Annotated in this window: 28 protein-coding genes and 3 pseudogenes; 16 read left to right on the forward strand and 15 right to left on the reverse strand. The window is 42.3% G+C overall.

Annotation, left to right across the window (positions count from 1 at the left end; genetic code table 11):
• Positions 1–285 precede the first annotated feature (285 nt).
• From IM496_RS02740 to IM496_RS02780, 9 genes and pseudogenes are all read left to right on the forward strand, one after another.
• Positions 286–630, forward strand: a complete 345-nt coding sequence (locus tag IM496_RS02740) for a hypothetical protein (protein WP_110579308.1) — start codon at positions 286–288, stop codon at positions 628–630.
• A 54-nt stretch (positions 631–684) separates the two neighbouring features.
• Entirely contained in the window at positions 685–3201 is a 2517-nt protein-coding gene (locus IM496_RS02745) for a tetratricopeptide repeat protein (protein ID WP_287661177.1), read from the forward strand.
• A 72-nt stretch (positions 3202–3273) separates the two neighbouring features.
• A complete protein-coding gene (locus tag IM496_RS02750) occupies positions 3274–3495 on the forward strand; it encodes a hypothetical protein (protein WP_002736659.1) in 222 nt (73 codons plus the stop codon).
• Positions 3473–3729: pseudogene (locus IM496_RS02755) on the forward strand (ParE family toxin-like protein). Before IM496_RS02750 ends, IM496_RS02755 begins: the two are co-directional and overlap by 23 nt.
• 16 nt (positions 3730–3745) lie before the next feature.
• Complete coding sequence (locus tag IM496_RS02760; protein ID WP_287661178.1) at positions 3746–4057, forward strand: tetratricopeptide repeat protein; 312 nt, start codon at positions 3746–3748, stop codon at positions 4055–4057.
• 93 nt (positions 4058–4150) lie between these two features.
• Positions 4151–4393 carry a hypothetical protein gene (locus IM496_RS02765; RefSeq protein WP_002735297.1) on the forward strand — a complete coding sequence of 81 codons (243 nt, stop codon included), beginning with the start codon at positions 4151–4153 and terminating at the stop codon, positions 4391–4393.
• A gap of 2 nt (positions 4394–4395) precedes the next feature.
• Positions 4396–4803, forward strand: a complete 408-nt coding sequence (locus IM496_RS02770) for a type II toxin-antitoxin system VapC family toxin (RefSeq protein WP_008197333.1) — start codon at positions 4396–4398, stop codon at positions 4801–4803.
• 393 nt (positions 4804–5196) lie between these two features.
• The gene (locus IM496_RS02775; protein WP_002737075.1) at positions 5197–5511 is read left to right on the forward strand and encodes a nucleotidyltransferase domain-containing protein; all 315 of its coding nucleotides are present in this window, start codon (positions 5197–5199) and stop codon (positions 5509–5511) included.
• Entirely contained in the window at positions 5508–5906 is a 399-nt protein-coding gene (locus IM496_RS02780) for a HEPN domain-containing protein (RefSeq protein WP_002736237.1), read from the forward strand. The genes IM496_RS02775 and IM496_RS02780 overlap by 4 nt, the downstream gene beginning before the upstream one ends.
• A 291-nt stretch (positions 5907–6197) precedes the next feature.
• On the opposite strand, the gene IM496_RS02785 is transcribed toward IM496_RS02780, so the two are convergent.
• Positions 6198–6731 (reverse strand): DUF2062 domain-containing protein, encoded by a 534-nt coding sequence (locus tag IM496_RS02785; RefSeq protein WP_287661179.1) that lies wholly within the window; start codon positions 6729–6731, stop codon positions 6198–6200.
• A gap of 53 nt (positions 6732–6784) precedes the next feature.
• On the opposite strand from IM496_RS02785, the gene mnmE reads away from it, so the two are divergent.
• Positions 6785–8158 carry a tRNA uridine-5-carboxymethylaminomethyl(34) synthesis GTPase MnmE gene (gene mnmE / locus IM496_RS02790; protein WP_287661180.1) on the forward strand — a complete coding sequence of 458 codons (1374 nt, stop codon included), beginning with the start codon at positions 6785–6787 and terminating at the stop codon, positions 8156–8158.
• 62 nt (positions 8159–8220) lie between these two features.
• Here mnmE and IM496_RS02795 read toward each other — a convergent pair whose 3' ends face one another.
• The 3 genes from IM496_RS02795 to IM496_RS02805 all read right to left on the reverse strand — a co-directional run bounded on the left by IM496_RS02795 (position 8221) and on the right by IM496_RS02805 (position 9336).
• Positions 8221–8538 carry a polyhydroxyalkanoate biosynthesis repressor PhaR gene (locus IM496_RS02795; RefSeq protein WP_104396203.1) on the reverse strand — a complete coding sequence of 106 codons (318 nt, stop codon included), beginning with the start codon at positions 8536–8538 and terminating at the stop codon, positions 8221–8223.
• Positions 8539–8650: 112 nt separating this feature from the next.
• Entirely contained in the window at positions 8651–8947 is a 297-nt protein-coding gene (locus IM496_RS02800) for a polyhydroxyalkanoate biosynthesis repressor PhaR (protein WP_147069333.1), read from the reverse strand.
• 113 nt (positions 8948–9060) lie between these two features.
• Entirely contained in the window at positions 9061–9336 is a 276-nt protein-coding gene (locus IM496_RS02805; RefSeq protein ID WP_084990060.1) for a polyhydroxyalkanoate biosynthesis repressor PhaR, read from the reverse strand.
• 368 nt (positions 9337–9704) lie between these two features.
• Between IM496_RS02805 and alr the strand changes: the two genes are divergently transcribed.
• Together alr and IM496_RS02815 are read left to right on the forward strand one after the other, a co-directional pair.
• Positions 9705–10901 (forward strand): alanine racemase, encoded by a 1197-nt coding sequence (gene alr, locus IM496_RS02810; protein WP_194014140.1) that lies wholly within the window; start codon positions 9705–9707, stop codon positions 10899–10901.
• 416 nt (positions 10902–11317) lie between these two features.
• Positions 11318–12622: a cytochrome P450 gene (locus tag IM496_RS02815; RefSeq protein ID WP_287661204.1), complete on the forward strand. Its 1305-nt coding sequence runs from the start codon at positions 11318–11320 to the stop codon at positions 12620–12622.
• A 90-nt stretch (positions 12623–12712) separates the two neighbouring features.
• Here IM496_RS02815 and IM496_RS02820 read toward each other — a convergent pair whose 3' ends face one another.
• From IM496_RS02820 to IM496_RS02855, 8 genes and pseudogenes are all read right to left on the reverse strand, one after another.
• A complete protein-coding gene (locus IM496_RS02820; RefSeq protein WP_194014131.1) occupies positions 12713–14704 on the reverse strand; it encodes an ABC1 kinase family protein in 1992 nt (663 codons plus the stop codon).
• A 299-nt stretch (positions 14705–15003) separates the two neighbouring features.
• Positions 15004–16098: a glycosyltransferase family protein gene (locus IM496_RS02825; protein WP_287661181.1), complete on the reverse strand. Its 1095-nt coding sequence runs from the start codon at positions 16096–16098 to the stop codon at positions 15004–15006.
• 74 nt (positions 16099–16172) lie between these two features.
• Positions 16173–16862, reverse strand: a complete 690-nt coding sequence (locus IM496_RS02830; protein ID WP_194017931.1) for an HNH endonuclease — start codon at positions 16860–16862, stop codon at positions 16173–16175.
• A complete protein-coding gene (locus IM496_RS02835) occupies positions 16859–18283 on the reverse strand; it encodes an AAA family ATPase (RefSeq protein WP_232306169.1) in 1425 nt (474 codons plus the stop codon). The genes IM496_RS02830 and IM496_RS02835 overlap by 4 nt, the downstream gene beginning before the upstream one ends.
• A 71-nt stretch (positions 18284–18354) precedes the next feature.
• A complete protein-coding gene (gene bchI, locus IM496_RS02840) occupies positions 18355–19428 on the reverse strand; it encodes a magnesium chelatase ATPase subunit I (protein ID WP_002803387.1) in 1074 nt (357 codons plus the stop codon).
• A gap of 83 nt (positions 19429–19511) precedes the next feature.
• Positions 19512–19901, reverse strand: a complete 390-nt coding sequence (locus IM496_RS02845; RefSeq protein WP_194017933.1) for a hypothetical protein — start codon at positions 19899–19901, stop codon at positions 19512–19514.
• A 308-nt stretch (positions 19902–20209) separates the two neighbouring features.
• Complete coding sequence (gene glyS, locus IM496_RS02850) at positions 20210–22342, reverse strand: glycine--tRNA ligase subunit beta (RefSeq protein WP_287661183.1); 2133 nt, start codon at positions 22340–22342, stop codon at positions 20210–20212.
• Between the two features lie 51 nt (positions 22343–22393).
• A pseudogene (locus tag IM496_RS02855) lies at positions 22394–22600 on the reverse strand (transposase); the annotation flags it as partial.
• Positions 22601–22855: 255 nt separating this feature from the next.
• Between IM496_RS02855 and IM496_RS02860 the strand changes: the two are divergent.
• The 3 genes and pseudogenes from IM496_RS02860 to IM496_RS02865 all read left to right on the forward strand — a co-directional run bounded on the left by IM496_RS02860 (position 22856) and on the right by IM496_RS02865 (position 23988).
• The gene (locus tag IM496_RS02860; RefSeq protein WP_104396191.1) at positions 22856–22996 is read left to right on the forward strand and encodes a DUF4277 domain-containing protein; all 141 of its coding nucleotides are present in this window, start codon (positions 22856–22858) and stop codon (positions 22994–22996) included.
• A gap of 384 nt (positions 22997–23380) precedes the next feature.
• Positions 23381–23488 (forward strand): annotated as a pseudogene (locus tag IM496_RS22605) (bluetail domain-containing putative surface protein); the annotation flags it as partial.
• Positions 23489–23664: 176 nt separating this feature from the next.
• Complete coding sequence (locus IM496_RS02865; protein ID WP_002774150.1) at positions 23665–23988, forward strand: HesB/IscA family protein; 324 nt, start codon at positions 23665–23667, stop codon at positions 23986–23988.
• Here the strand turns inward: IM496_RS02865 and mraY are convergent, their stop codons facing one another.
• From mraY to mutT, 3 genes are read right to left on the reverse strand one after another with little or no spacing between them, the layout of a single operon-like run.
• The gene (gene mraY / locus IM496_RS02870; RefSeq protein ID WP_287661184.1) at positions 23989–25056 is read right to left on the reverse strand and encodes a phospho-N-acetylmuramoyl-pentapeptide-transferase; all 1068 of its coding nucleotides are present in this window, start codon (positions 25054–25056) and stop codon (positions 23989–23991) included.
• A 45-nt stretch (positions 25057–25101) separates the two neighbouring features.
• Complete coding sequence (locus tag IM496_RS02875) at positions 25102–25365, reverse strand: DUF3134 domain-containing protein (protein ID WP_287661185.1); 264 nt, start codon at positions 25363–25365, stop codon at positions 25102–25104.
• The gene (gene mutT / locus IM496_RS02880) at positions 25362–25784 is read right to left on the reverse strand and encodes an 8-oxo-dGTP diphosphatase MutT (RefSeq protein ID WP_002746036.1); all 423 of its coding nucleotides are present in this window, start codon (positions 25782–25784) and stop codon (positions 25362–25364) included. The genes IM496_RS02875 and mutT overlap by 4 nt, the downstream gene beginning before the upstream one ends.
• A gap of 103 nt (positions 25785–25887) precedes the next feature.
• Here mutT and IM496_RS02885 point away from each other — a divergent pair, with 103 nt between their 5' ends.
• On the forward strand, positions 25888–26211 hold the full coding sequence (locus tag IM496_RS02885; protein WP_002760450.1) for a 30S ribosomal protein PSRP-3: 324 nt from the start codon (positions 25888–25890) through the stop codon (positions 26209–26211).
• The last annotated feature ends 312 nt before the right edge of the window (positions 26212–26523 follow it).

The following is a 26523-nucleotide window of genomic DNA, read 5'->3' on the forward strand; positions in this document are numbered from 1 at the left end:
AGTCAGGGGAAAATGTAATAATTTTAAATGATGCAGAGTTTACGCCCCGGGTTTGGTAGGTTTAGCTTTTTCTCGAAATCTTCTAGGTTCTGTGTGATCAGTTTAACTTACATAGGATCGATCTTTGTGTCCTTTGTGTCTGGAGTGGTTCCTTCCACTCCCTCGCTAGGAGAAATGTATCTTAGAATACATTTTACCCACCAAATCCAAGAGAGCCATTTTTGTTACGATATACTGAACAGAAATCTGAATTGTCCCTCGTTTTAATCGGTGAGAGTACGAGCTATGCCTGATTCACCAGAAGTACAACAGAACTTTAATGCACCCGTTTACGGAGTAGCCGGAAAAGTTGCCGGAGACCAAATTATCTACCCCTCTTCTCAGAAGCAAGATTTAGCCGAAGCTGCCGCAGAAATTCAGCGATTGCTCAAACAACTGGAAGAGACAAATCCCACTGCGACGGAAAAACAAAAGGAAGCTTACATCAATGCGGCGGTGTCAACTCCTCTCAGAAAGCGATTGCTAGGCGCGGTGACATCAGGGGGAAAAGCTGCCCTTGAGGAATTTCTAGATAATCCTTACCTCAATGTAACAATGGCTTTAATTGAAGGTTGGAAAACAGCAGAGTGATATTGAGATGGGTTACGAATCCATCCTACAATGTGGCAAAGGAGGCATCCGACAATGGCAGAAGAGTCCAAGATTGAGCAAAACTTCAACGCACCAGTTTCTGGTGTTGCTGGGAATGTAGAGGGAGACCAAATCATCGGCGATAAGGTACTTGGCGATAAGGTACTTGGCGATAAAATCATTCAACTCCCTCAGACTCCCCAAGCTGAAAAATCAGCAGAATTGCCTAATAATCTCAATCGAGCGCGGACTGGGGCGGTTAATTTCGTGGGGCGTGAAGATGCAATGGTACAACTGCACCACCATTTACAGCAACAAGAAAGAATTGCGATTACCGCCGTCGTTACGGGAATGGCAGGAGTCGGTAAGACAGAGTTAGCCCTCCAGTATGCCCTACATCATAAGAAAAAATCGACTTATCCCGGCGGTATTTGTTGGATAGGGGTGCAAGCGGAAACGGTGGGGGTACAACTATTAAATTTTGCTAAGTCGCTGTTGGGTTTGTTTCCCCCTGAAGATTTGAATTTGCGGGGGCAATTGGATTATTGTTGGGCGAGATGGCAACCGCCGGGGGATGTACTGCTAATTTTAGATGATGTGCATCAGTATGAGGAAATCCAAGATTATTTGCCTCCCCAAGAACAACGCTTTAAGGTGTTGATTACGACTCGGCAACATTGGCTGGCGGCATCGTTTGAGCAGTTGCGCTTACCCGTTTTAAGCGAATCAGCCGCCCTTGCTTTACTGGAATCTCTGATTGGTGCGTCACGTCTGCAAGCTGAATTAGAGGTAGGGAAGGGGTTATGTGCGTGGCTGGGTTATTTGCCTTTAGGGTTGGAATTGGTGGGGCGTTTCCTCAAGCGGCGTACTAATTGGACGTTGGCAAGGATGCAACAGCAGTTGATAGATAAGGGTTTACAGTTGTCTGCTTTGCAGAATCCTTCGGCAGATATGACGGCGCAAAGAGGGGTAGAGGCTGCTTTTGAGGTGAGTTGGGAGGAGTTGAATCAGCCAGCGCGGGATTTAGGCTGTTTCCTCAGTCTCTTTGCTTTGGCTCCTATTCCTTGGCGGTTGGTGATAGAAAGGTGTTTGTCTGCTGAGGATGAGGAGGAGTTGGAAGATATTAGAGAGGAGCAATTACTCAACCTTCATCTGTTGCAAGCAGTAGAAGGAGAAGTTTATCAGTTTCATCCGTTGGTGCGAAAGTTTTTTCAAGCTAAGTTAGCACTGCGAGAGGATGGGGATGAGTTGAAACGCTCCTTTTGTCGGGGTATGGTTGAGGAGGCAAAGACTATTCCTCAAGATTTAACCAAGGAGCAAGTAGAAGCCGTCGCCCTATCTATTCCCCATATTGCGGAGTCAGCGACAGCGTTGGAACAATGGCTGGAGGATGAGGATTTAATCCCGTCTTTTGCAGGATTGGGGCTATTCTATGAAGGGCAGGGATTGTACGATTTAGCTGAACCTTGGTATGAGCAATGTCTAGAAGTAACTCGCCGCCGCTTAGGAGAGGAACATCCAGATGTTGCTACTTCCCTCAACAATTTAGCAGCATTGTACTATTTGCAAGGCAGGTACACAGAAGCGGAACCTTTCCTTCTAGAAGCTTTAGATTTGAGAAAACGACTATTAGAGGAGAATCATCCCCTTGTAGCACTTTCCCTCAACAATTTAGCAGGATTGTACAATTCCCAAGGCAAGTACACAGAAGCCGAACCTCTCTATCTAAAAGCATTAGATTTGAGAAAACGGCTATTAGGAGACAATCATCCCTCTGTGGCAACTTCCCTCGACGGCTTAGCAAACTTGTACTATGCCCAAGGCAGGTACACAGAAGCCGAACCTCTCTATCTAGAAGCTTTAGATTTGAGAAAACGACTATTAGGAGACAATCATCCCGATGTTGCTACTTCCCTCAACAATTTAGCATACTTGTACTATTCCCAAGGCAGGTACACAGAAGCGGAACCTCTCTATCTAGAAGCTTTAGATTTGCATAAACGACTATTAGGAGACAATCATCCCTCTGTGGCAACTTCCCTCAACAATTTAGCAGGATTGTACGATTCCCAAGGCAGGTACACAGAAGCGGAACCTCTCTATCTAGAAGCATTAGATTTGGATAAACGACTCTTAGGAGACAATCATCCCGATGTGGCAACTTCCCTCAACAATTTAGCAGGATTGTACTATTCCCAAGGCAGGTACACAGAAGCGGAACCTCTCTATCTAGAAGCTTTAGATTTGTATAAACGACTATTAGGGGAGAATCATCCCCTTGTGGCACTTTCCCTCAACAATTTAGCATTCTTATACTATTCCCAAGGAAAGTACGAAGAAGCAGAACCCCTCTATTTACAAGCTTTAGAATTGAGAAAACAACTATTAGGCGAGAATCACCCCGATGTTGCAGTATCCATCAATGGTTTAGCCTCATTGTACAAATCTCAAGAAAAGTACGAAGAAGCAGAACCCCTCTATTTACAAGCTTTAGCAATTGCTGAGCAAGCTTTAGGGGAGAATCATCCTACTACTGTTAAGATTCGGAAAAACTTAGAGTCGCTCCCGTAGGATGGGTTATTAACCCATCCGATAATACAACAATATAAAATAATACAATCACCTTCAATCAACCAAACAATCATGACTACACTCAAAGATATTGAATCCGCGATTCTCCAGTTGCCTGACGAAGAAATCCATCAATTATCAGCTTGGTTACAAGACTATCTTGATGATAGTTGGGACAAACAGATAAAAAACGATCTCGAATCAGGGAAACTCGATCGACTATTACAAAAAGTCAACAATGATATCAGTAACAATCAAGTTAAGCCTTTAGATGAAATCCTTAACAACTCCTGATTTTTGGCAATGTTATGCCAACTTATCTCCCTACATTAAGCAACAGGCAAAAAAGCCTATCGTCTCTGGATTAGTAATGTTTTCCATCGATCATTACATTTCAAGAAAGTAGGGAAAAATGTCTGGTCAGTCCGAATAACTGAGAATTATAGAGCTTTAGCATTGAAAAAAGGTGAAGATTATTACTGGTCTTGGATTGGTTCTCATGATGAGTATGAAGAGTTAATTAAATAGAAGGAGAAAATTAACCATGCTAGAGCCTAAAGAATTTCGCAATATTATCCACCAAGATTTTACTGAAGTTACCTCACAGGAATTTCTGGCAAATCAAAAAAAATACTGTCCAGAAATTTTTGAAGGCGATAACTATCCCAATATCACTGAAAATCTTAATAATTTAGCAAAACTCTACCAATCCCAAGGAAGGTACGCGGAAGCTGAACCACTCTACCAGCAAGCATTAGCAATTGCCGAGCAAGCTTTAGGGGAGAATCATCCTGCTACTGTTAAGATTCGGGAAAACTTACAAACGCTGCGACAACAGCAACATCCATCGTCTTAACTGTGATTGATGGGATTATGGGATGGACTATAATTGAATTAATCACTGATAACTGATATAGGCTATAGTTGAAGAACTTACAAAGGTAAAATTATGACCATTAAAGAACAACTAATTCATGAAATTGAAACAGTATCCGATGAGGTAATAGAAGAAGTTTTTGACTTTTTATTGTTAGCCAAAATCAAACATCATCGATCGCAAGAACAATCTAAACCTTTCGCGCGATTTATCGAAGAACTCACTGCTGATATTCCTCAAGAAGTTTTAGATACCTTACCAACCGATAGTGCAGAGCAACATGATCATTACATCTACGGTACTCCTAAACATTAACCATGAAGCAAATTTTTGCCGACACCTTTTATTGGATCGCTTTACTCAACCCCAAAGATGACTGGCATCAAATCGCACTCAACTATGCTCATAATTGTATCAATGATCAACTAATAACAACGGATGGCATTATTGATGAGATACTGAACTATGCTTCATGTAGAGGAACTATTATGAGACAGAAAGCACTCTTAATGTGTACGCAAATGCTACGGGAAAAAACAATACAAGTTATTTCCTATACACCAGAATTACGTCAATTAGGTTTTGAATTATATAAACAACGGTCAGACAAAGGTTATAGTATTACAGACTGCATATCAATGATAATTATGCAACAAATGGATATTTTTGAAGTGCTTACCCATGACAAGCACTTTACCCAAGAAGGTTTTATTATTCTTTTTTAAAAAATAGAACTACTATAAAATGGAGTCAACGACTATTAGGAAAAATCACTCTACTATTGTTCAAATTCGGAAAAGTTTACAAATGATGCGACAACAGCAATATCCATCGTCTTAACTGTGATTTATGGGATTATGGGATGGACTATAATTGATCATTGATGAAGACTTGCTGAATACAACACAATCATAGTATTCATTCAATCATTTCAATCATAGTTTGGACTTATTATGGGATTATGGGATGGACTATAATTGATCATTGATGAAGACTTGCTGAATACAACACAATCATAGTATTAATTCAATCAAATAACAGTTTAGACTTATTATGGGATTATGGGATGGACTATATTGTTAATATTGTTTTGCAGTACAAAAAGGTAATAAAAAATCATGGACAAACAACTATTACTCAATAAAATTAAACAAGCAGTACAAGCGATCGAACCACAAGCGCAAATATTTCTTTATGGTTCACGGGCGCGAAACGATGCTCAACCAGACTCTGATTGGGATATATTAGTATTAGTTGATGGGATCACTAACCCTACTCGCACATCTCAAATCCGTCGTCAAATTTATGAAATCGAATGGGAAACAGAAGAAGTTATTTGTACCATTGTTCGCAGCAAAAATCAATGGGAACATCCCTTATTACAAACTACTCCTTTCTGGCAATCAGTTAACAAAGAAGCTATTATGCTATGAGTAAAAATTCCCCTCACGATCAACTAATTAGGTATCGTTTAAATCGTGCAGAGGAAGCTTATCAAGATGCTTGTTCTCTTGCTGATGGTGCAAGATGGAATAGTTGTATCAATCGTCTATACTATAGTTGCTTTTATGCTGTTACGGCTTTACTTGCTTATGATAATCTCTCATCTCCAAAACATACAGGTGTCCGTAGTCTCTTCAACAAAAACTACATCCGTAGCGAAATTATTTCAAAAGACTTTGGTGCAGTTTATAACGAATTGTTTGAATACCGTCTCGAAGCAGATTATACAGACTTTGCAGATTTTGATGAATTACAAGTTCTTCCTTTCATTGCAAAAGTGAGAGATTTTTTAAATATAATTTCAGACCTACTTCCTACTGATTAAATGACAAAAGTATTGTATGTCAATACATTAAGTAAAGAGCATCTCAATACACAAATGATTCGTAATAATTTACAAATGATGCGACAGTCACATCCATCGTCTTAACTGTGATTGATGGGATTATGGGATAGACTATAACTGATCATTGATGAAGACTTGCTGAATACAACACAATCATAGTATTCATTCAATCAAATAACAGTTTAGACTTATTGTGGGATTACCGTAGGTGCTTCTCATCGATCCCCCTTAGATTACCAGATTTTGTCCCCCCCGAACGGTGACAATTTATCAGCGTTTTCTCCTTGTTTGTCGCCGGTGATGCCATTGACTGAGGAGACGATAACTAACAAAATAAGTGATAATGCTCGCCAACAGACCTGTAATCAAACTACCAAAAAATAGCGTTAATAAAAATTCACCGCTCAAACTTGCCCAATTTTCCGCCCAACTTTGGTTAGAGGCAAAAATACGACTATCGATCGCCTGATTTCCTTGACCTAAAAATAATTCTCCCAATTTATAATTAAACAAAAACAGGGGAATATAGGTAAAAGGATTACTCACCCAAGTGGCTGCTGCTGCTGCGATTTTATTGCCCCGCACACAGAAAGCTAAAAAAATCGCAATAATGATCTGTAATCCCATCCAAGGAAAAGCCCCAGAAAACACCCCCACCGCTAACCCGCGAGCGATTTCGATCGGATGTCCCTGCAATCGCACCAAGCGAATCCACCAGTAGCGACAGGAGCGCGTCAGACGATTAATTAGGCTATTTTCTTTATTTTTCGCTTTTAATGACCGTGAGCGCATATTTTCGGGCATAAATGCTGACAAAATTGATACCAACTTCAATTTTAGCAAGGAGTGATTAAGAGATGTTAAACACAGGGGATACGATCGCCGCCATCGCTACGGCGATCGTTCCAGAACAGGGTAGCATCGGTATTGTCCGTTTATCCGGTAGTGAGGCAGTGGCGATCGCTCGTCGGCTTTTCCATACCCGCAATCGTCAAAAATGGCAAAGTCATCGTCTTCTCTACGGTTATATTCGACATCCCCAAAGTCAGGCAATTATCGATGAAGCTTTGCTGTTGCTCATGTTAGCGCCTCGCTCTTTCACCCGCGAGGATGTGGTGGAATTTCACTGTCATGGCGGCATTATGCCCGTACAACAGGTGTTACAGTTATGTCTAGAAAATGGGGCGCGTTTGGCACAAGCGGGGGAATTTAGCCTGCGTGCCTTTCTGAACGGCAGAATTGACCTAACTCAAGCCGAAAGCGTCGTCGATCTCGTTGGGGCGCGTTCTCCTCAAGCGGCACAATTTGCCCTCGCTGGTTTACAGGGAAAACTCGCGCAACCGATTCGGCATTTGCGTGCCACCTGTCTCGATATTTTAGCTGAAATTGAGGCCCGTATTGACTTTGAAGAGGATTTACCGCCCTTGGATCACGAGGCGGTTCTCCATAGCATAGAACAGGTTTTTTGTCAAGTAAATTTAATTTTAGCTACTGCCGAGCGCGGGGAATTGCTGCGTAGTGGTCTAAAAGTGGCGATCGTGGGACGGCCGAATGTGGGTAAATCAAGTTTGTTAAATGCTTGGAGTCGGAGCGATCGAGCGATTGTCACCGATTTACCCGGCACTACCCGCGATATCGTCGAATCTCAGCTAGTTGTGGCGGGAATCCCCGTACAAGTCCTCGATACGGCTGGAATTCGCTCGGCCAGCGATCGAGTCGAACAAATTGGGGTGGAACGTTCCCGCCAAACGGCCCGGTCTGCTGATTTAGTTCTCTTAACCGTCTCCGCAGAGTCAGGATGGACCGAAGAGGACGAGGAAATTTATCGCTCTGTCAGCGATCGCCGATTAATTTTAGTGATTAATAAAATTGATTTAGCTCATCCCGAAACGGTAATTTATCCAGCAGAAATTGAGCGAGTTGTCAAGCTTTCCGCCGCCCAAAATCAGGGTATTGAAGAGTTAGAAAAAACTATTATTAATGCTGTCCAAAATCAAGAAATACAGGCGGCTAATTTGGATTTAGCCATTAATCAACGACAGGCGGCCGCTTTAACTAGGGCGAAAATTGCTTTGCAACAGGTCAAAAACACAATTGACCAAAATTTGCCTTTTGATTTTTGGTCGATCGATCTGCGTACTGCCATTCAAGCTTTAGGAGAAATTACCGGCGAAGAAGTGACTGAATCGGTACTTGATCGCATTTTTAGCCGTTTTTGTATTGGTAAATAAGCAATGAGGAAATCTGGTCAACTGTGTTGGGTTAACTGTAGTTTTGTTGAGGATTGTATAACTCAGATATTACTGGAAAAAAATACTTTCCAAGCGGCCGTAATAATGGCACTTCCCAAAAGGATAATCAATGTCCAGACCTGATTTTTTTGGGTTCCTTCCACTGATTTTAGCCGGTTGTCGATGCCTTCAATTTTCCCGTCTAAAACTTTAATATCCCCTTTGATATCTGCTTGTCCTATCTCAAGTTTTGTTAAGCGATTATCTAATCGATCAAACCGTTCATCAATCTTATCGAATTTCTGGCTAACTTCCTTGATACTGTCTTTAATTTCTTTAAGGACGACATCCAGGGAATAAGTAACAGTTTCGTTAGACATTGGGTCAACTCCTATACTGCATCTGGTTGGATATAATTTTATCTTAGTCTAGGCTTTAAAAAAATTTTCTTTCAGGAGCGGTTAACTGTAGTTTTGTTGAGGATTGGAGAACTCAGATATTGCCAGAAAAAAAGACTTTCCAAGCGGCCGTAATAATGGCACTTCCCAAAAGGATAATCAATGTCCAGACCTGATTTTTTTGGGTTCCTTCCACTGATTTTAGCCGATTGTCGATGCCTTCAATTTTCCCGTCTAAAACTTTAATATCCCCTTTGAGATCGGCTATTCCTATTTCTACTTTGGTCAAGCGCTCATCAATCTTATCGAATTTTTGACTAACTTCCTTGATACTGTCTTTAATTTCTTTAAGGACAGCTTCTAGGGAATAAGTAACAGTTTCGTTAGACATTTGGTAAACTCCTATACTGCATCTGGTTGGATATAATTTTATCTCAAGTCTAGGCTTTAAGAAAATTTTCTTTCAGGAGCGGTTAACTGTAGTCTTGTTGAGAATTAGAGAACTCAGATATTACTGGAAAAAAATACTTTCCAAGCAGCCGTAATAATGGCACTTCCCAAAAGGATAATCAATGTCCAGACCTGATTTTTTTGGGTTCCCTCTACCGATATTAGCCGATTGTCGATGCCTTCGATTTTCTCGTCTAAAACTTTAATATCTCCTTTGAGATCGGTTAATCCTATTTCTACTTTTGTCAAGCGCTCATCAATCTTATCGATCTTTCCCTCAATCCTTGTGAGGACAGCTTCTAGGGAATAAGTAACAGTTTCGTTAGACATTGGCTAAACTCCTGTACTGCATCTGGTTGGATATAATAATTTTATCTTAGTCTAGGCTTTTTGGCATTCCTTACCCTATAGTTAACTTCACTTCTGTCCAACCACTGAGATAGTGTTAGGTGAAAACTTCGCTACTTTCTTGTCACTGATTAGCGGTTACTGTTCATTCTCTGCGAAAAAACCCTAACCCCTAACACCGATAACCCTAACTGCCAATTTTTTCGGGAACTTCCTAACATCCCATTCATCTTAAAGCCTAGATTCCGCCTGGAAAAAGGAGGAAATCCAGAGGAGTTTCCGGCTTTTTTCCTAGCCCTCTCGGTTTTCTTTTGGTATAAATTGGGTAATGTGTGCAAAGGAGTGAGCGAGTGGTGTTTAGCATCGAACCAAAAATTATCAATCCGCCCAAAAACCGTCATGATTATCAATTGTCGGAAGTAATTCGCTATCGTGCTTGGGTAGAGATTGATCGCTCTGCCTTACAACAAAACGTGCGAAAAGTCAAGGCCTTATTAGCCCCAAAAACGGAATTAATGGCGGTAATTAAAGCTGATGCTTACGGACACGGGGCAGTTAAGGTGGCTAACAGCGTTTTAGAAGCCGGGGCGCAATCTTTAGCCATCGCGACTATCGGGGAAGGTATCGAACTACGCGAAGCGGGAATCGTTGCCCCAATTATGATTTTAGGGGCAGTCAATACCCCAGAAGAAGTGGCAGCCTTAGCCCATTGGCAATTGCAACCCACCCTGGTACAAATCGAACAGGTGCAAATTTTTGCCAGCGTGATGAGACGCTTAGAGCAGCGGCTGCCAGTTCATATCAAACTAGATACGGGGATGTCTCGCTTAGGTACACAATGGCACAACGGCACCAAATTCGTCGAACAGGTTTTAGAGGCTCCTAACCTGAAAATTGCCAGTATATACTCCCATTTTGCCACAGCTGACGATCCCAATCCCGAGATCATGCAGTTACAACGGCAAAGATTCCAACAAGCGATCGCCGAGTTAAGATCAAAAGGTTATCATCCCCCCTGTCTGCATTTAGCCAACTCTGCCGCTACCCTAAGCGATCGATCTCTGCACTACGATCGAGTTAGAGTCGGATTAGCTCTCTACGGTCTTTATCCTGCCGATCATCTCACCGATAAAGTCCCTTTGCAACCGGTGCTACAAGTAAAAGCGCGCATTGCCCAAGTCAAAACCATTGCCGCCGGCTCCGGGGTGAGTTATGGTCATCAGTACATAGCGGCAAAAGATACTCGTATTGCTGTGGTCGGTATCGGTTACGCCGATGGAATTCCCCGCAATCTCTCCAATCGTTTAAAAGTATCCCTGAGAGGACGTTTAGTACCCCAAATCGGCGCGATAACCATGGATCAGTTAATGATTGACGTGAGCGAGATTCCAGAGGTAAAAACAGGGGAAATCGTCACACTTATCGGTAAAGACGGCCCACAGTGCATCACCGCCGACGATTGGGCGCGGGATTTAGGTACAATATCCTGGGAAATTCTCTGCGGGTTTAAGCATCGTTTGCCGCGAATTACTATTAGCAATGGCTAATTAGGGTTTGCGGCAAAAAGTTTTTCGGTGGGTGTAGGGTGTAGGGTGTAGGGTTTTAGCGATTTTGAGGGGGTCAATTACCTAATTTTCAGGGAAAAAGTACCTAAATTTTCCCCCTGATCACTCCCATATATGCTACTTTTTGGTTTCTAAAAAGTCTAAAAGTTTTACCCAACAAGGTTTTCAGATTTATTGATCAAGCCCTAATTATGGAGGTGATCTTAAAAAATGTCAATTGGCGGCAATTATCACTGTTGACTGGTGAGATGTGTAATTAATTTTGCCTAGATACTTGCCTTGGTCAAGTGCGATCGCTGATTGCTGGGCTAGATGAGGGGATGAATTCTCCGGTGCTTTAGGTTAAAATAAACGGGGTTAATCGACGGCAAATGATTAGTTTTACCCTAGAGGCAGCGATGACTATAAGCAAAGATTTACCCTTACCCCCCGGCAGTTTCGGATTACCCCTATTAGGAGAAACAATCGCTTTTTTGACCGATGGGGATTTTGCCAGTAAACGTCATAATAAATATGGTCAACTTTTCCGTACTCATATTTTTGGCAGTCCCACGATTATTTTATCCGGTGCCGAAGCTAACCGGTTTCTCCTCAGCAACGAGAATAAATACTTTGCAGCAACTTGGCCTAAAAGTACCAAGACTCTCCTCGGTAGCGCATCTTTAGCAGTGCATACGGGAGATGTTCACGCTTCCCGTCGTCGTTTAATCTATCAAGCTTTTCAACCCCGGTCTCTAGCAAGTTATATCCCTACGATAGAAACAATTACCGCTCGCTATTTAGAGCGTTGGCAAAATGCAAAAACCCTGTCATGGTATCCTGAATTAAGAAACTATACTCTCGATATCGCCTGTAAATTATTTGTCGGTCTTGATCATGGTTCTGCTACTAAATTAGGAGAAGCTTTTGATACTTGGTGCGCGGGACTATTTACCCTTCCTCTTCCCCTTCCCTGGACAGCTTTCGGCAAAGCATTACGCTGTCGAGAAGAATTACTAGAAGCCATAGAAACTATCATTTTAGAAAGACAAAAAAATGATGACTTAGGCCAGGATGCTCTGGCTATCCTTTTACAAGCTAAAGACGAAAACGGTCAAAGTTTATCCCTAGCGGAATTAAAGGATCAAGTGCTATTATTACTCTTTGCTGGTCATGAAACTTTAACCTCCGCTATCGCCACTTTCTGCCTACAAATGGCACTGCATCCCGATATTTTTCAGCTTGTCTTGGAGGAAATAACTAATTTTGATCTATCCAGTCCTTTAAGCGTCGATACCCTCAAACAGATGACCTATTTAGATCGCGTTTTAAAGGAAGTTTTACGTTTTACTCCACCCGTGGGAGGAGGATTCCGTCGGGTAGTAGAAGACTGTCAATTTAACGGTTATCATTTGCCGAAAGGATGGGTAGTGCAGTATCAAATCACCAATACCCATAAAGATAATAATATTTATTCCCATCCTGAAACCTTTGATCCCGATCGCTTTTTAGCCGAGGAAAAACCCTACGGATATATCCCCTTTGGTGCGGGATTGCGCGAATGTATCGGCAAGGAATTCGCTCGTTTAGAGATGAAAATTTTAGCCGTCCGTTTAGTAGAAAAATACGATTGGCAATTACTCCCCAATCAAGATCTAACCCTCACCTCTATCCCCACTCCCCACCCCCGGGACGGTTTACAAGTCACCTTTAAACCTCGTTAACTGGCTAGGATAAAAAAACTTTAAAAACAGTTTAACGTTTTTCTCGGAGCCGTGAAATAAATTTCACGGCATTTATTGACCGAACAGAGGTTAATCGGCAGCGGGTAAAGCTTTCGATAATTCTCCATTTTGCTGATGATTTGGTCTATCAAATTCGAGAACTAAGTAACGAATTAAACGCGCTAGGGATTTTTGTAGTAAACCTTCAGCAATTTTTTGTCCCATCTGTTGGGTTTCTGGTTTAGCGATTAGTTTAGTCATCACTGGCACCATAGCCATGGCATCGAATCCTTTCGTTTCCTGTAAAATACTAAAGATGTTGCGAAGATGCTCAAAACTCTTGGCATCACCTAACAATTCTGGGGGAGTTTCTTGTACCGCTAAACCCACCTGTTGCCGGAAATTAACTGTGAGATTAAACCAAGTGCGACGGCCGAAGTTATCTAGCGCATTTACTAACTCATTAACTAATTTTTCGCGGATAAATATACCCCTGTCTGAAAGGAGAAAATCTAACGCTTGATCGGTGACTTTCTCGAAGTTAAAATCATTAGAATCTTTAGCATTACGCAAGAGATTTTCTAAACGATTCCAGCGAAAAGTACCGTCTTTAAACAATAAATCCCGCAGGGAATCTCGCAACTCCGTCGAAGGATCGGTGAGCAGACGTTTAGCAATATAAGGATAGGCTTTACTCAGTACCTTAAAATTAGGATCGATGCCAATTGCTATTCCCTCTAAAGTCACCATCGAGCGAATAATCAGGGCATAATAGGCAGGAACTCGAAAGGGAAACTCATACATCATCGCCGACATTTTATCGGTGATACTTTTAAAGTTTAATTCTGCTACACTTGCCCCTAAAGCATTACCGAAAACTTCCGAAAAAGCGGGAACAATTGGCTCTAAATTGGTGGTTGGTGATAGGAAGTCTAACTTAACGTAATCCTTGGCCAAAGACTCAAAATCCCGGTTGACTAAATGCACCACCGCTTCGATTAAACCGTAGCGTTGATAGGGTTCAATATTGCTCATCATGCCGAAATCAAGATAAGCTAATTTACCGTCGGGAGTCGCTAATAAATTACCCGGATGGGGATCCGCATGGAAAAATCCGTGTTCAAGTAATTGACGCAAAGAACACTGCACCCCCACATTAACTAAGTGGGTGGCATCAATACCCTGGGCCTGAATTTCTTTGATATTAGTTAATTTTGTGCCGTCCACCCACTCCATGGTTAAAACCCGTCGCCCGGTATATTTCCAGTAGATTTTGGGGATGTAAATTTCGGCAATATGACCGTAAAGTTGAGCGAATTTTTCGGCGTTTTGTCCTTCGTGCAGATAATTAATTTCTTCAAAAATACGAGCGGCTAATTCGTCGGTAATTGCCACTAAATCGGAGCGAAGTCTTTTAATATTACCTTTCACCCAAGTCGCCAAACTACGCATGATATACACATCTAAAGTTATACAGCGAATCAAATCGGGACGCTGTACTTTAACGGCGACTCTCTCTCCGGTTTTTAATTTACCTTTATAAACTTGTCCTAGGGAAGCGGCCGCTATGGGATTGGGGGATAATTCTGCATAAATTTCTTCGGGACAATAACCTAATTCTTCTTCGATAAAACGATAGGCAATTTCGTTAGGAAAAGAGGGAATTTGATCCTGGAGAGTGGTTAATTCTTCTAAATATAAAGGTGGTACTAAATCAGGCCGGGTAGAGAGAGCTTGACCGATTTTAATATAGGTCGGTCCCAATTTGGTCAACATTTCCCGCAATTGTACGGCCCGTCTAATTTCATTTTTTGGCGATTTTCCCCGCAGTTTATCCCACCAGATACCGATGACAAAAGATAAAACCGGCAGGGCAATTTCGATTAATCTCCCCAAAACGTCTAGAGGTCGCCGACGGTAATAGTCGTTAATAACTTGGGGATTGTAGCGCCAACTTTCGGCTACGTTGTCATCCATGGGGCCGATATCTTCCCGATGCTCTTCGGGAATATGGATCGGCTGCACTTCAACGGTAATCGCTTCTGGGGTTTGCGTCTCCGGGGAGATCATCTGTTCGGACATAGTTCGGTGACGGGGCAGGGTGATTTGTAAACTATTGTAACAAGTATCGGCTTTCTGCCCGATCTTGTTTCTGTCTCCCTAGTTCTAGGTTCAGGTTGGCCGTCAACTTTCCCAGGATGGTTATCGGTGTTTTTGACGATTTCGAGGCTGATACTGCCCTGATTATCCTGAATGTAGGTGTCAAAAAATAGGGCGGTAATTTGGCTGATTTCTAGGACTTTGTTAAATAAACTAGGGACGGCTGACCGATAACTAAATTCACCGCTAATCATCCGAGGTTAAATTGGCTAAGTTAATCATTATTGTTGCCTCTCAAAGTATTCTATGATAGCTCTCGCTATCGATTCTGCACCATCTTTAGCCAGTTTAACCTTTAATCTGGGCGGTTGGGGAGCTTGCCGTAAAAAGTCCCAATTACCTTGAAAAAATTCTTCACTGCTAATAATTTGATGATAACTATAATCTTGGATCCCAGCCAATAAAATCGCTGATTCGGCGAAACCTTCTCGCATCAGGGAAACAATCGGAACCTCTAATTTTAAAGCCTCGGCAAAGGTACTATATCCCGGTTTGGAAATAATTCGATCGCACAGGGGCATAAAATCCACAGGACGATATCTCCGATCTGGTTTATCCTGTAAGCGGACTAAATTGGGCAATTCGGGCGCGTTTTTTTCAAAAGTGATAAATTGCCAATCGGGAAAACTGGCGAGGTTATCATAGGGAATTGCTTCTAATCCTAACCCACCAAAACTCAATAAAATAGTTTTTTCTTTAGGTGAATTTAGCTTAAATTCCTGTCGTAATTGTTCTTCACTGTAGCGAGGTGTCCCCCCGGTTAAATTTGCCTCTGTAACGTGAGGAAATGCTGTCATCGCTTCTGCTAAAGGCAGTTTAAATAAGCGATCGCATTGATTATAACAACGACTAATCCAATCACTAATACTGGCAAATTCTTCACCCCAATCACGATAGATAAAATCCCAGCCGAAGTTACCAATCATCCAACAAGGAAGCCCCGCACTTTTGGCAATTAGTGCCGCTAAGGGCGGTAAATCTGCTACAACTAAACCCACGCGATTAGTTTTAATAAAATTAACTTCACTGGCAATAATTGACCTTGATTGAGCAATTATTTGTTCTAATTTTTCTTTGGTAGCTAATTTATCCATCGTTAAACTATCCGATTGGATTACCCCCACATCAAACCCCCGATGTCTTTGAATATATTCTCCGGATATATAGGAATCTAATAACCAGCGCGGGGCCGTGGTGACTAATATCGGCAAAATTTCGGGATTAAGTTCAATAATATTAGCTACCACCGAAGCACTGCGGACAGCATGGCCAAAACCATGATTAGTAACGGCAAAATAAACAACAGGACGAGACATAAATAGCAAGTAAGGTGAGAATAATAAGCGAGAAATTTTGTTTTTCAGACTGTAGATAATAATTACCCTTAATTTTAGGGAGGCAAATGAGGCAGGATATAAATACTAGCAAAAGCATAATATTCCGCTCCCGGTTGACAAGCTTCTTGCAGTAAAGATAAAACCTCCGAGTCTCCTTGTTTGGCGTAACGTAATAATGCTAACAACTTTTTAATATATTGACTACGATGGTTGATTAATTCTTTTCGTCCACGCATACCATTGAGATCGAACAAATCTTCAACAATTTGACCACGCCGATCCCGACCATAAACACTGGCCAATTTTGCCATTTCATCCCAAACAAATTCAAGATGTGTATTCGGATCGGTTACTCCATCCGTGGGGTCTATTAACAGAGGATTTCCTGTGATATCATCGAGAGGAAAATTTGTGCCTTTGTGATTGGCATCATTACATTTATCACAAGAAAGCAGTAAATTCTCCCAAGTAAAAGTCAGATCAGGATACTGGCTTTTTGGATAAAAATGTTCGATCGCTCCGTAAGTTACCACTATAATCTTACTTTCACAGTAAGCGCATTTCCCATTAAACATTTTAACTAATGCGTCTTTAACTTGCGGATGACTGTATTTATTTTGTGCTTGGTTAATTTGAGCTTTAGTTGCCTTGTTGTTTGATTTTATTGATTCTAAAGCCTCTAGCCAACGAGCGGCATTTTTAGCTAATACGGGTGGCTCTGATATTCTGGTGACAGCAATCAAGATAAACGCTCCTCTAGTAAGGCATCAATTCGGGATTCTAAACTATTAGGTTGACTGATTTCGCCAAAGGGTTTAACTTCTCCAACAAATAATGACAGTTGTTCATATTCTTGCTTTTCTGCTGCCGCCAGATTTTTCTTTTTACGATTTAGTTGGTGGTAACGCTTAATTTTATTTTCTGTATCAGTGGGATAGGTTGATTTCAGACCAAAAGCAGAACTTGTTAAAGTACGATCAACATTAGCCGCTAATTCTTTATAATGAATTTCTACAATCTCTAATTCACACGCTACCAGATCGATTCGTAGGGTTAAAGAATTTGGCCCCGCACCGGCAGCGATTAAAGGACTATGAGTAGCGACAAAGAATTGAAGCTTGGGAAAAACTTCCTGTAACCATCCAGCAATTTCCCTTTGCCAAGAAGGATGTAAATGAATATCTAACTCATCGATTAAGACGACTCCAGAAGCCTCTGTGGGGTTATCTAGATCGGGGAAGGATTGTAATAATCGCCAAATTAAATCCCCAGCTAAAGCAATCATACTCCGAAAACCATCGGATAAACTAATGGTTGGAACTTTTTGGCCGTTAACTAGAAACTGAATCAAGCCATCGGCAGTTACTTCAGCAATTTCTACATTACCGGGTAACAGTTTAGTAATTGCTTCTTCGCCGATTTTTTTCATTTGTTTGGCTTGAATATCTGTGGGATTTTTGGCTATTCGATAATCTAAATACACCATCCATCTCTCAAAAGAACTTAAAGATGTATCCTCATTAAATTGGCTGAAAAAGTTGCTAGAGCGTTTCGGAGGTTCAAGACTAGGAATGATCACTTGACTCACTCGTGTCAAACGACGGAAAGCTCCATAACCGACGGCAAACCAACCATGATTATCGGAGGCAAAAGCATTGGCTCGCAACCAACTCAAAATTTTAGTATTTTCTTCGATTAATGCTGGTTCTGTATAGGTTTGTTTGTCCTTACTGCCTCCTAACTCTAACCTTTCCTTGCCTGTAACAAAATAGGAATAAGCAAAAGTTTTTCGAGTTTTATCCGTACCAAATTTTCCCGCATCCCCATCTTCTTGATGAAGCACTGCGGTTAATTTACCCGGTGTCTTGGGATTACATATCCAACCAGTCGGACGTGGTAATAATTCTTTCGCTGCTTCTGGTCCGGCGAGCAGCAAAGCTAAAGCCTGTAAAATCGTGCTTTTTCCTACTCCATTTTCTCCCAATAAAGTGATCCAACGACAAGGTTTAGCATCCTGACGACGTTTATTATCGGGATTACTAATAAATTTAATCTCTTGATTCTGGAAGCATTTAATGTTTTCGAGTTTTATACTTTCAACCCACATGGACATTCCCCCAGAGAATAACAGCGATCGATAAAATTCTAGCTTATTTGGCCACATCTAGCCCTTTTTGGCCTTCATCTCTAAATCCAGTCAAAAACCCTCTCTTCGGAGAGAGGGTAAAGTAGGGTTTAGGAATTTTCCTCTAATCCAAAGACGCGATTAAAAGCTTTCAAGACTTTATAACCAGAATCGATCGATTCTAGGGGATCTTTCCGCAAACGGTGACGTAAACAGAGAACAATTACCCGACGGATATCATCTACCGTCACAGTTGTCCGTCCTTCTAAAGCGGCCAGAGCTTTAGCTGCGCGATTGGTAACGATATCGCCGCGCAATCCGTCCACGTCTAACTCGGAACAAACCTCGGAAATTTTCACCCGCAGATCATAATCAAGCTCCACAGAAGGCAAAAGATTCTGGGCCTCCACTAGCTTTCTTTGCAGTTCTTCCTGTTCTAAGTTATATTTCTCTAAAAACGAGAGGGGATTGCCATCAAATTCCGCACGCTGTTCCACGATTTTGACCCGTAGAGGTGGTTCTTTGACGGTGTGAATCTCGGCGTGCATTCCAAAGCGATCGAGCAGTTGTGGGCGCAATTCTCCCTCTTCTGGGTTGCCCGATCCCACCAAAACAAACCGGGCCGGGTGACGGATGGAAATTCCTTCCCGTTCCACCGTATTCCAACCACTAGCGGCCGAATCTAATAGCACATCGACGAGGTGATCGTCAAGTAAATTGACTTCATCCACATAGAGAATGCCGCGGTTAGCTTTGGCCAGCAATCCTGGTTCAAAAGCTTTTACCCCTTCTGACAGGGCCTTTTCGATGTCAATCGTGCCACAGACCCGATCCTCCGTCGCACCGAGGGGCAAATCTACCATAGTGACTTTTTTCTTGGCAATGGTCAAGGGGATGGCCTCGTCCACCCTTTGCCGCACCTCATCGCTCATTAAATCGGGATCATTGGGATCAGAATTAAAGGGATCGTTAGCAACTACGTCAATTTCTGGTAAAAGGTCGGCTAAAGCCCTAATTGTGGTCGATTTTCCCGTACCTCGATCCCCCATAATCATCACCCCGCCAATTTTGGGGTCGATGACGTTGAGCATTAGGGATAATTTCATTTCTTCCTGGCCGACAATAGCGGTGAAGGGAAAAACCACGCGGCGAGTTTTCGGAGGAGCTTGGGGAGTCACGGTCATAAGTGGATTCAAAAGTCAATAGTTGTTGCGTAAAGAATTATATCTAGTGGGGGTTCTAGCCGTCAGCTTTCAGCAAAGCTTTATCATTGTAAGTCTTTTTCCCTGCTTTTTAAGATCCAGCGCCAGAGGGGATGACGCGACCCTTCGTCCCGAATTTTCCGCACCCGTTGCTCTAAGCGCAGTTTTTCTCTGGGGGAAAGTCCTAAAATAATGTTGCGACTTTGCCAGACTAACACTGCTCCTGTAATGGCAAGACAAAAGGCTAGACCGATAGAAGGCCAGTAATTGAAAGCTAAAGCGTATCTTAGGGCTGTCCAAGTAAAATATTGCCGCATTAAGGCTATATCATCCCATAAAACCCATAAACTCGCCGAACCAATCACTAACCAACAACCCAACACGAATAACCAACGACCCCATACTGTCAGTCGATGTAATCTTTGGACTTGTTGCTGTAGTTCAAAATCGGCCATTTCAGTGAACATTGTGCATTAATCAGTGGAGGTGTGGGGTGATGGGGTGTGGGGTGTGGGGTGTGGGGTGTGGGGTGTGGGGTGATGGGGTGATGGGGTGATGGGGTGATGGGGTGTGGGGTGATGGGGAGTGGGGTGTAGGGTGTGGGGTGTGGGGTGTAGGGTGTGGGGTGTGGGGTGATGGGGTGATGGGGTGATGGGGAGAATCAATAAAGGTAGTCTATTGACAACTGCTCACTGATTACCACTGTCCACTGAAAACTCAAATCTGATAACTGATAACTGATAACTGATAACTGATAACTGAATTATCCCTTGACAATTGCCCCAAAATCTGCTAGGACTCGGGCGTGATTTCGCAGTAAACCCAACAGATTTAAACGATTGCGACGGACAGATTCTTTTTCTGCCATGACTAACACACTATTTTCGCCATCAAAAAAGTCAGCCACCAGGGGAGAAATTGCCGTTAAAGCAGTGACGAGACGCTGATAATCTCTTTGCTCTCTTGCGCTGATAGTTTCGGGAATTAGGGCAATTAAAGCGTTATAAAATGCTGATTCGGAGGATTGTTCAAATAACTCCGTATTGATGATTGCCTTGGCTTCTAGGGTAGTTGTATCTAAATCTCCTTTTTGTGCCAAACGGGTCGAGCGATTGACGGTTTCATAGATGTTGGCTAACTGACCATCCTGACGAATTTGGCATAAAAAGCGGGCGCGTTCACGGGTATCTAATAAATTTTCTAAAGCGCGAGACTTATACTCCAGATCGTTTTCCCCTAAAACTGCATTAACGAGATCGTAATCTATCCTCAAATCATCAATTAAGAGAGTTTGCAGACGTTGTAAAAAGAAATCTTTAATCAGATTTGCCGGGTTGGGTTTATCGGGATGACTGGTGACAAAATCCTCAGCTATTTGCTCAATTAATGCCAAAAGATTGATATTAAAATCGCCTGACCAGATAATACTAATTATCGCATTGGCAGCCCGACGGAGAGCGAAGGGATCTGAGGAACCAGTGGGCAGCATTCCCAGTCCAAAAATACCGACTAAAGTATCTAAGCGATCGGCAATTCCCACCACTTGACCGGTGATTGTTTCCGGGAGTATATCCCCAGCATTGCGAGGCAGATAATGTTCAAAAATGCCCCGGGCAACTACAGCAGATTCGCCACTAATTAAAGCATATTTTTCGGCCATTACTCCCTGTAATTCGGGAAATTCGTAAACCATTTGGGTAACTAAATCCGCTTTACAAAGCATGGCAGTGGACTCTATATCACTGCGACTTTGTTCATCGAGATTTAACTGTTCGACGATCATCTGGGCAATTTCCATAATCCGATCAACTTTATCGCGCATGGTTCCCAATTCTTCTTGGAAAGTGACGGTTTCCAGTTGGGGAAGGAAACTATCTAAGGGTTCATCACAATCGGCAGTATAGAAAAATCTGGCATCGGCTAACCGCGCGCGGATAACCCTTTCATTTCCCGCGGAAATAATCTCAGATTTCTGGGGATCGCCATTGGAAATAGTAATAAAATAGGGTGACAAACCCTGGGGAGTTTTCACCGGGAAATAACGCTGATGTGTCACCATCACGGTAATAATTACTTCCGGGGGTAATTCCAGAAATTCATCGTCAAATTTGCCGACAATTGCCGTGGGATATTCGACTAAGTTAGTCACTTCTGCTAATAAATCGGCGGGAATTTCTGCCACTCCCTCCAGCTTTTTGGCTAGGGTGCTAATCTGATCAGTAATTATCTGTTGACGCACTTGCGGATCCGCTTCCACAAAAATCGATCGCAAACTGGTTAAATATGCTTGGGGGTGACTAATGGCTAGGGATTGGGGGTGTAGAATGCGATGACCAAAAGTTAAGCGATCGCTGGTTAAAGTGGTAGAGCCATTAATTAATTCTAGGGGCAAAACTTCCCCATCCACTAAAGTTAATAACCAACGAATTGGCCGAGGAAATCTTAAATCTCCATCTCCCCAACGCATAAAACGTCTTCCTTCCAAACGAGTAATCCATTGGGGAATTAATTCGCTTAAAATCTCGGCTGTTGGACGACCCGGAATCGTTTTTTCAATATAGACAAATTCTCCTTTGTCCGTGGCACGAATGGAGAAAGCAGCGGTGCTAACTCCCTGTTTTCGAGCAAAACCCTCACCTGCGGGGGTAATTTGGCCATTTTTGTAGGCGGCACTAACTGGCGGTCCTTTGATCTCCTCGCTGCGAGCCTCTTGCTCCGTCGGTAATCCTGTGATTAACACGGCCAAACGGCGCGGGGTTGCGTAAACTTGAATAGCAGTCGCGTCCAGAGATTCCGTCTCTAAACTCTTGCTAACTCTTTCCTGCAATTGTGCGATCGCGCTATCGACAAAATCTGCGGGTAGTTCTTCTGTACCGACTTCCAGTAAAAAATCCATCTGATTGATTGGCCGTGTTTATCGAAAATTTGGGTTTAAAACCCCGTCGTTCTACGACGGCTTTTCTTGATCCCTAATATAGCACTTGAGAACTTCATAAAGCGCACCTCCCAGAGAAGAAACAAAATGACTAGGAGATCAAAGAGCATCTTTCCCCTCTGGTTTGGGATAGCCAGCTTGTCCATACCTGCGACCAGAAACCCCTTTTAAGGAATTAACCATTACAGAAATAGAAAGTTTCGGTGGGTATTCAATCAGTTATCAGTTATCAGATGTGAGTTTTTAAGTGTGCAGTATTAAATAGAAGTTTCCTACTGTCTTTTTACTGTTTACTGATTATAAAGTGTCTTTCGTTTCGCAGCCGACTTGCCCTTATTGACAGACCTAATTAAAATATAGTGCAGACACACTTATTTTAACCCCTATTCCGTACTGGTTAAGAGGAGGTAAAAAATAAACTCAGAAATAGCGACGGAATAGCTACAATCAAATCAACCAGTCACTCACCTGACAATGACTCAACTAACCGTTAAAAATCTCGACCATTTAGGCATGATCACTGCTATCATTGATGAGCTAGGCATTGTGGACTATATAAATCAACAACTTGGAGAAAAAGACACCACTAAAATCAATGCAGGTCTAGTCGTTTGAGAGGATTATGGCATTAGCCTTGATTATGGCGTTGTGTTTGTTAGTGTACAACCTAGGGCAACGTCCACTGAGACTAGCTCTAGAAGAGCAAGAGGAGACGGTGCCGAATCAGTTGGGAAAGCCGACTCAGCGTCCGACATTGCCTTGGATTTTTCAATGTTTGAGGGGGATTCATTGGGTTGTACTGGATAATTGTCCCCAAATTATCAATCTAACCCATGAGCGAGAGAGGCTTTTAGGCTTTTTGGGAGCTACTACTTGCTAGTATTATCTGTTGTCATGAGAGTTTTTCTTATTTTCTTTGTCCTTGTTTTTTAGTACGGAATGTGGGTTTCTAACTGCGAATCACCGTCATTTGTCGTCCCACAGGACTCATTACCGTTTCTGATTAATGGTGGCACAGATGGCTTCCAATCCAGCAATGATTTATTGATAAATATCACTGGATTTGCTGGTACTTTACCAGCTTTAGGGAGCATTCTATCCTTCTAAGTCACCTAGAAAACGGGTTTCTTCAAGAAACTATTTAGAAACCCGTTTTCTGTGTTAAAAATTGTCAGCTACCCCCGCCATTTATTAGTCACATATTTCTTAACATAAAGTTTGACAACAACTGTGTTATAACTTCACAATAACTTGATATTATTATTACAATAGTCTCAAAAACAATGATCGAATTAAGTCCCGCCGCCGCTAGAGAAATTGAACGTTGGAGTCAAAGCCGTCGCTTGACTGGTTCCTATCTGCGTTTGGCCGTAAAAAACGGTGGTTGTTCGGGACTTCACTACCATCTCGAATTAACCGATATTGCGGCAGAAAACGATCGCTTTTATCAAAGTCAGGGTATTAATATTTTAGTCGATCCTGACAGCGATCGCTACCTACAAATCTTAAAATTAGACTATTCAGAGGATTTAATGGGTGGTGGTTTCCGTTTTACCAATGCCAACACCCAAAATACCTGCGGTTGTGGTCTTTCCTTTAGTGCTTAATTAACTGCTCCAAATAGCCAAGACAACTAAAAGCGCATTAGCCAGATAAAAAGCTCCCACAATCTTGGTTTCCGTCCAACCACTTAATTCTAAATGATGATGAAAAGGAGCCATTTTTAACAATCTTTTGCCCTTGCCATCGGGTCCTTTTGTGGCTTTATAATAGATAACCTGAGCGATTACCGAAAGAGATTCCAGAAAGAACAGACCACTAATTAAAAATAATCCCCAGAGATGTCCAGTAATTAAACCCACCGCAGCTAAAGCGCCTCCCAAGGCGAGGGAACCCGTATCACCCATAAAGACTTTAGCGGGGTTGCGGTTATGAAAAATGAAGCCTAGACAAGCACCACTAAAACAAGTGCAGAAAATCGCTAAATCCGGATGACTAGGGGCGATAATAATACCTAAACCCAAAAATGCGATCGCACCTGTTCCCCCCGCTAATCCATCCACCCCATCGGTGAGATTAGTGGCGTTACTTTCAGCCACAAGGACAAATCCCGCCAAAATCCAGAAGAAAAAGCCCAAAGGAACGACTAATCGACCCCAAAGGGTGATATCGGTACTCACCTGATTGACCAACATCCAGAGACAAAAAAGCACCGCCCCCGCTATCTGTAAAATTAACTTCATCCGGGGAGATAGGCCCTTATTCGACTTATAACGCAGAATTTGCCAATCATCTAACCAACCGATACCCATGTAAGCAAAAGTCAGCAAAGCAACCGCCACCACATTAGGAGTAAATTTAGACCAGATTAAAGCGAAAATAAGGGCTACTGGCACAAAAAAGCTGCCTCCCATAGTCGGGGTTCCTGCTTTCTTTAAATGGGCCTGGGGTCCATCTTCGCGCATGATCTGACCCATTTTCAAGCGCCGCAGCATCGGGACTACTTGACAACCAAGACCACCACTGATTAACGTTGTGGCCATCAGGGGGAGTAACAGGGAATTAGTGGACTGAAAAAAAACTACTAACAGAAATAGTAATCCCGTTAGTAGAATCAGGAGATGGGTTCCAGTGGGTTTTTTAAAGATAGGGGCGGAAAAAATGTTAGCGTTCACGACTAAAGCGCCAGATAAGGGTAAAATTTGCCAAAGAAGACGGGATTAATCTTCATCTAAGACTAATTCATCCTCTTCGTCATCATAACCGATATCATCGACATCCATCAGTTCAGATAGTTCCACATCTTCTTCGAGAGTCAGATCTGGTTCGGCGATTTTATCCCGGGGAATCATGCGATTATTTTTTTCTAACCACTCGACAATGGAAGCGTCTTTTTTTAGGGGAATAACCGCGGCCGGTTCGTAGCGGGGTTCTTGACGAATAGAAGGATTAAGCATAATCACTCGACGATTAACAGCAATCATTTCGAGTTTACCATGTCTTTTAAGGCTCTGATAATCTCTTGATTGGCCGCGGGGAAAGTGTAATGATCTAGTTCCTGGATAGTGACCCAGCGGATTTCTTCACATTCGATCGCCCTTGCTTCGCCGCTGAGATAACGACAGTTATATACTTGTAGATTCACCCGAAAATGACTATAGGTATGATCGATGGTGATTAAATGACTATCAACCGCGATGTCAATGCCAATTTCTTCTAATATCTCCCGTTTAATACATTCCTGCACCGTTTCATTGCCTTCGATTTTGCCGCCGGGGAATTCCCAAAAACCGCCCAGGAGTCCCTTGGCTAGACGGCGATCGATTAAAATTAAATCTCGATCATCTCTAATTACGGCCACACCGATTTGTTTAGAAGCTAAAGAGTCTGTTTCGGGAATCATAGCGGTTATTGGCGAAAAAATAGGAAAAAATAGTTAAAAACTGACTGCGGAAAATTGAGTCAAAAGATGATATAATCGAGAATTGTACGATTAACGATTAACAATGACAGTCAGTTCCGAATCAAAGTTTATTTTAAAAGTATTGTGGTTAGATCAGAACGTAGCGATCGCTGTGGATCAGGTGGTCGGCAAAGGAACTAGCCCCCTCACCGCTTATTTTTTCTGGCCGCGCAATGATGCTTGGCAACAACTGCAAGAGGAGTTAGAAGCAAAACACTGGATTGATGAGTCCGATCGCGTTGATGTTCTCAACAAAGCCACAGAAGTAATTAATTTTTGGCAAGAGTTACGCAATCAAGGCCGACAAATCCCCATGGCCGATGCACAGTTAAAATTCCCCGAAGTTGTGTTTAGTGGTAGCAATTAATTTATAAGCTGTTCGTAATTTAAATTGCTTGTTGAGACGAGGCAAGAGGCAAGAGTCAAGGGATTGGGGAAGGTTCGGCTAATCTAAGAATAAGCGTTTTAAATGCGTCTTAGCTTAGCAGTTATCTTAATGGGGAGCGACAAAATCTCCAGTTTTAGGCAACGGAAAACAGGAAACTTTTTCAGTGATCACCGATCAGTAGCAGAACAGCAACTTCTCAATAAGTACCTAAGCAAAATTAATTACACATATCTAAACACCTCTTGCCTCTTGCCTATCTTCACTAGGAAATTAATTTTGCACGACTACTTA

Origin of the sequence: Microcystis sp. M049S2, from assembly GCF_020245625.1 — a bacterium.
Taxonomy (GTDB): Bacteria; Cyanobacteriota; Cyanobacteriia; order Cyanobacteriales; family Microcystaceae; genus Microcystis; species Microcystis ichthyoblabe_A.

Bases quoted from the DNA above. Each gene is read 5' to 3' on its own strand.
- IM496_RS02745 (WP_287661177.1), top strand. From the start codon at position 685: ATGGCAGAAGAGTCCAAGATTGAGCAAAACTTCAACGCACCAGTTTCT.
- IM496_RS02780 (WP_002736237.1), top strand. From the start codon at position 5,508: ATGAGTAAAAATTCCCCTCACGATCAACTAATTAGGTATCGTTTAAAT.
- IM496_RS02845 (WP_194017933.1), bottom strand. From the start codon at position 19,901: ATGGCCGATTTTGAACTACAGCAACAAGTCCAAAGATTACATCGACTG.
- IM496_RS02820 (WP_194014131.1), bottom strand. From the start codon at position 14,704: ATGTCCGAACAGATGATCTCCCCGGAGACGCAAACCCCAGAAGCGATT.
- IM496_RS02865 (WP_002774150.1), top strand. From the start codon at position 23,665: ATGATCGAATTAAGTCCCGCCGCCGCTAGAGAAATTGAACGTTGGAGT.
- IM496_RS02815 (WP_287661204.1), top strand. From the start codon at position 11,318: ATGACTATAAGCAAAGATTTACCCTTACCCCCCGGCAGTTTCGGATTA.
- IM496_RS02835 (WP_232306169.1), bottom strand. From the start codon at position 18,283: ATGTGGCCAAATAAGCTAGAATTTTATCGATCGCTGTTATTCTCTGGG.
- IM496_RS02770 (WP_008197333.1), top strand. From the start codon at position 4,396: ATGAAGCAAATTTTTGCCGACACCTTTTATTGGATCGCTTTACTCAAC.
- IM496_RS02775 (WP_002737075.1), top strand. From the start codon at position 5,197: ATGGACAAACAACTATTACTCAATAAAATTAAACAAGCAGTACAAGCG.
- IM496_RS02885 (WP_002760450.1), top strand. From the start codon at position 25,888: ATGACAGTCAGTTCCGAATCAAAGTTTATTTTAAAAGTATTGTGGTTA.
- IM496_RS02795 (WP_104396203.1), bottom strand. From the start codon at position 8,538: ATGTCTAACGAAACTGTTACTTATTCCCTGGATGTCGTCCTTAAAGAA.
- IM496_RS02785 (WP_287661179.1), bottom strand. From the start codon at position 6,731: ATGCCCGAAAATATGCGCTCACGGTCATTAAAAGCGAAAAATAAAGAA.
- mnmE (WP_287661180.1), top strand. From the start codon at position 6,785: ATGTTAAACACAGGGGATACGATCGCCGCCATCGCTACGGCGATCGTT.
- bchI (WP_002803387.1), bottom strand. From the start codon at position 19,428: ATGACCGTGACTCCCCAAGCTCCTCCGAAAACTCGCCGCGTGGTTTTT.
- IM496_RS02805 (WP_084990060.1), bottom strand. From the start codon at position 9,336: ATGTCTAACGAAACTGTTACTTATTCCCTAGAAGCTGTCCTCACAAGG.
- IM496_RS02750 (WP_002736659.1), top strand. From the start codon at position 3,274: ATGACTACACTCAAAGATATTGAATCCGCGATTCTCCAGTTGCCTGAC.
- IM496_RS02875 (WP_287661185.1), bottom strand. From the start codon at position 25,365: ATGATTGCTGTTAATCGTCGAGTGATTATGCTTAATCCTTCTATTCGT.
- IM496_RS02800 (WP_147069333.1), bottom strand. From the start codon at position 8,947: ATGTCTAACGAAACTGTTACTTATTCCCTAGAAGCTGTCCTTAAAGAA.
- IM496_RS02825 (WP_287661181.1), bottom strand. From the start codon at position 16,098: ATGTCTCGTCCTGTTGTTTATTTTGCCGTTACTAATCATGGTTTTGGC.
- IM496_RS02740 (WP_110579308.1), top strand. From the start codon at position 286: ATGCCTGATTCACCAGAAGTACAACAGAACTTTAATGCACCCGTTTAC.
- IM496_RS02760 (WP_287661178.1), top strand. From the start codon at position 3,746: ATGCTAGAGCCTAAAGAATTTCGCAATATTATCCACCAAGATTTTACT.
- glyS (WP_287661183.1), bottom strand. From the start codon at position 22,342: ATGGATTTTTTACTGGAAGTCGGTACAGAAGAACTACCCGCAGATTTT.
- mutT (WP_002746036.1), bottom strand. From the start codon at position 25,784: ATGATTCCCGAAACAGACTCTTTAGCTTCTAAACAAATCGGTGTGGCC.
- IM496_RS02765 (WP_002735297.1), top strand. From the start codon at position 4,151: ATGACCATTAAAGAACAACTAATTCATGAAATTGAAACAGTATCCGAT.
- IM496_RS02860 (WP_104396191.1), top strand. From the start codon at position 22,856: ATGACTCAACTAACCGTTAAAAATCTCGACCATTTAGGCATGATCACT.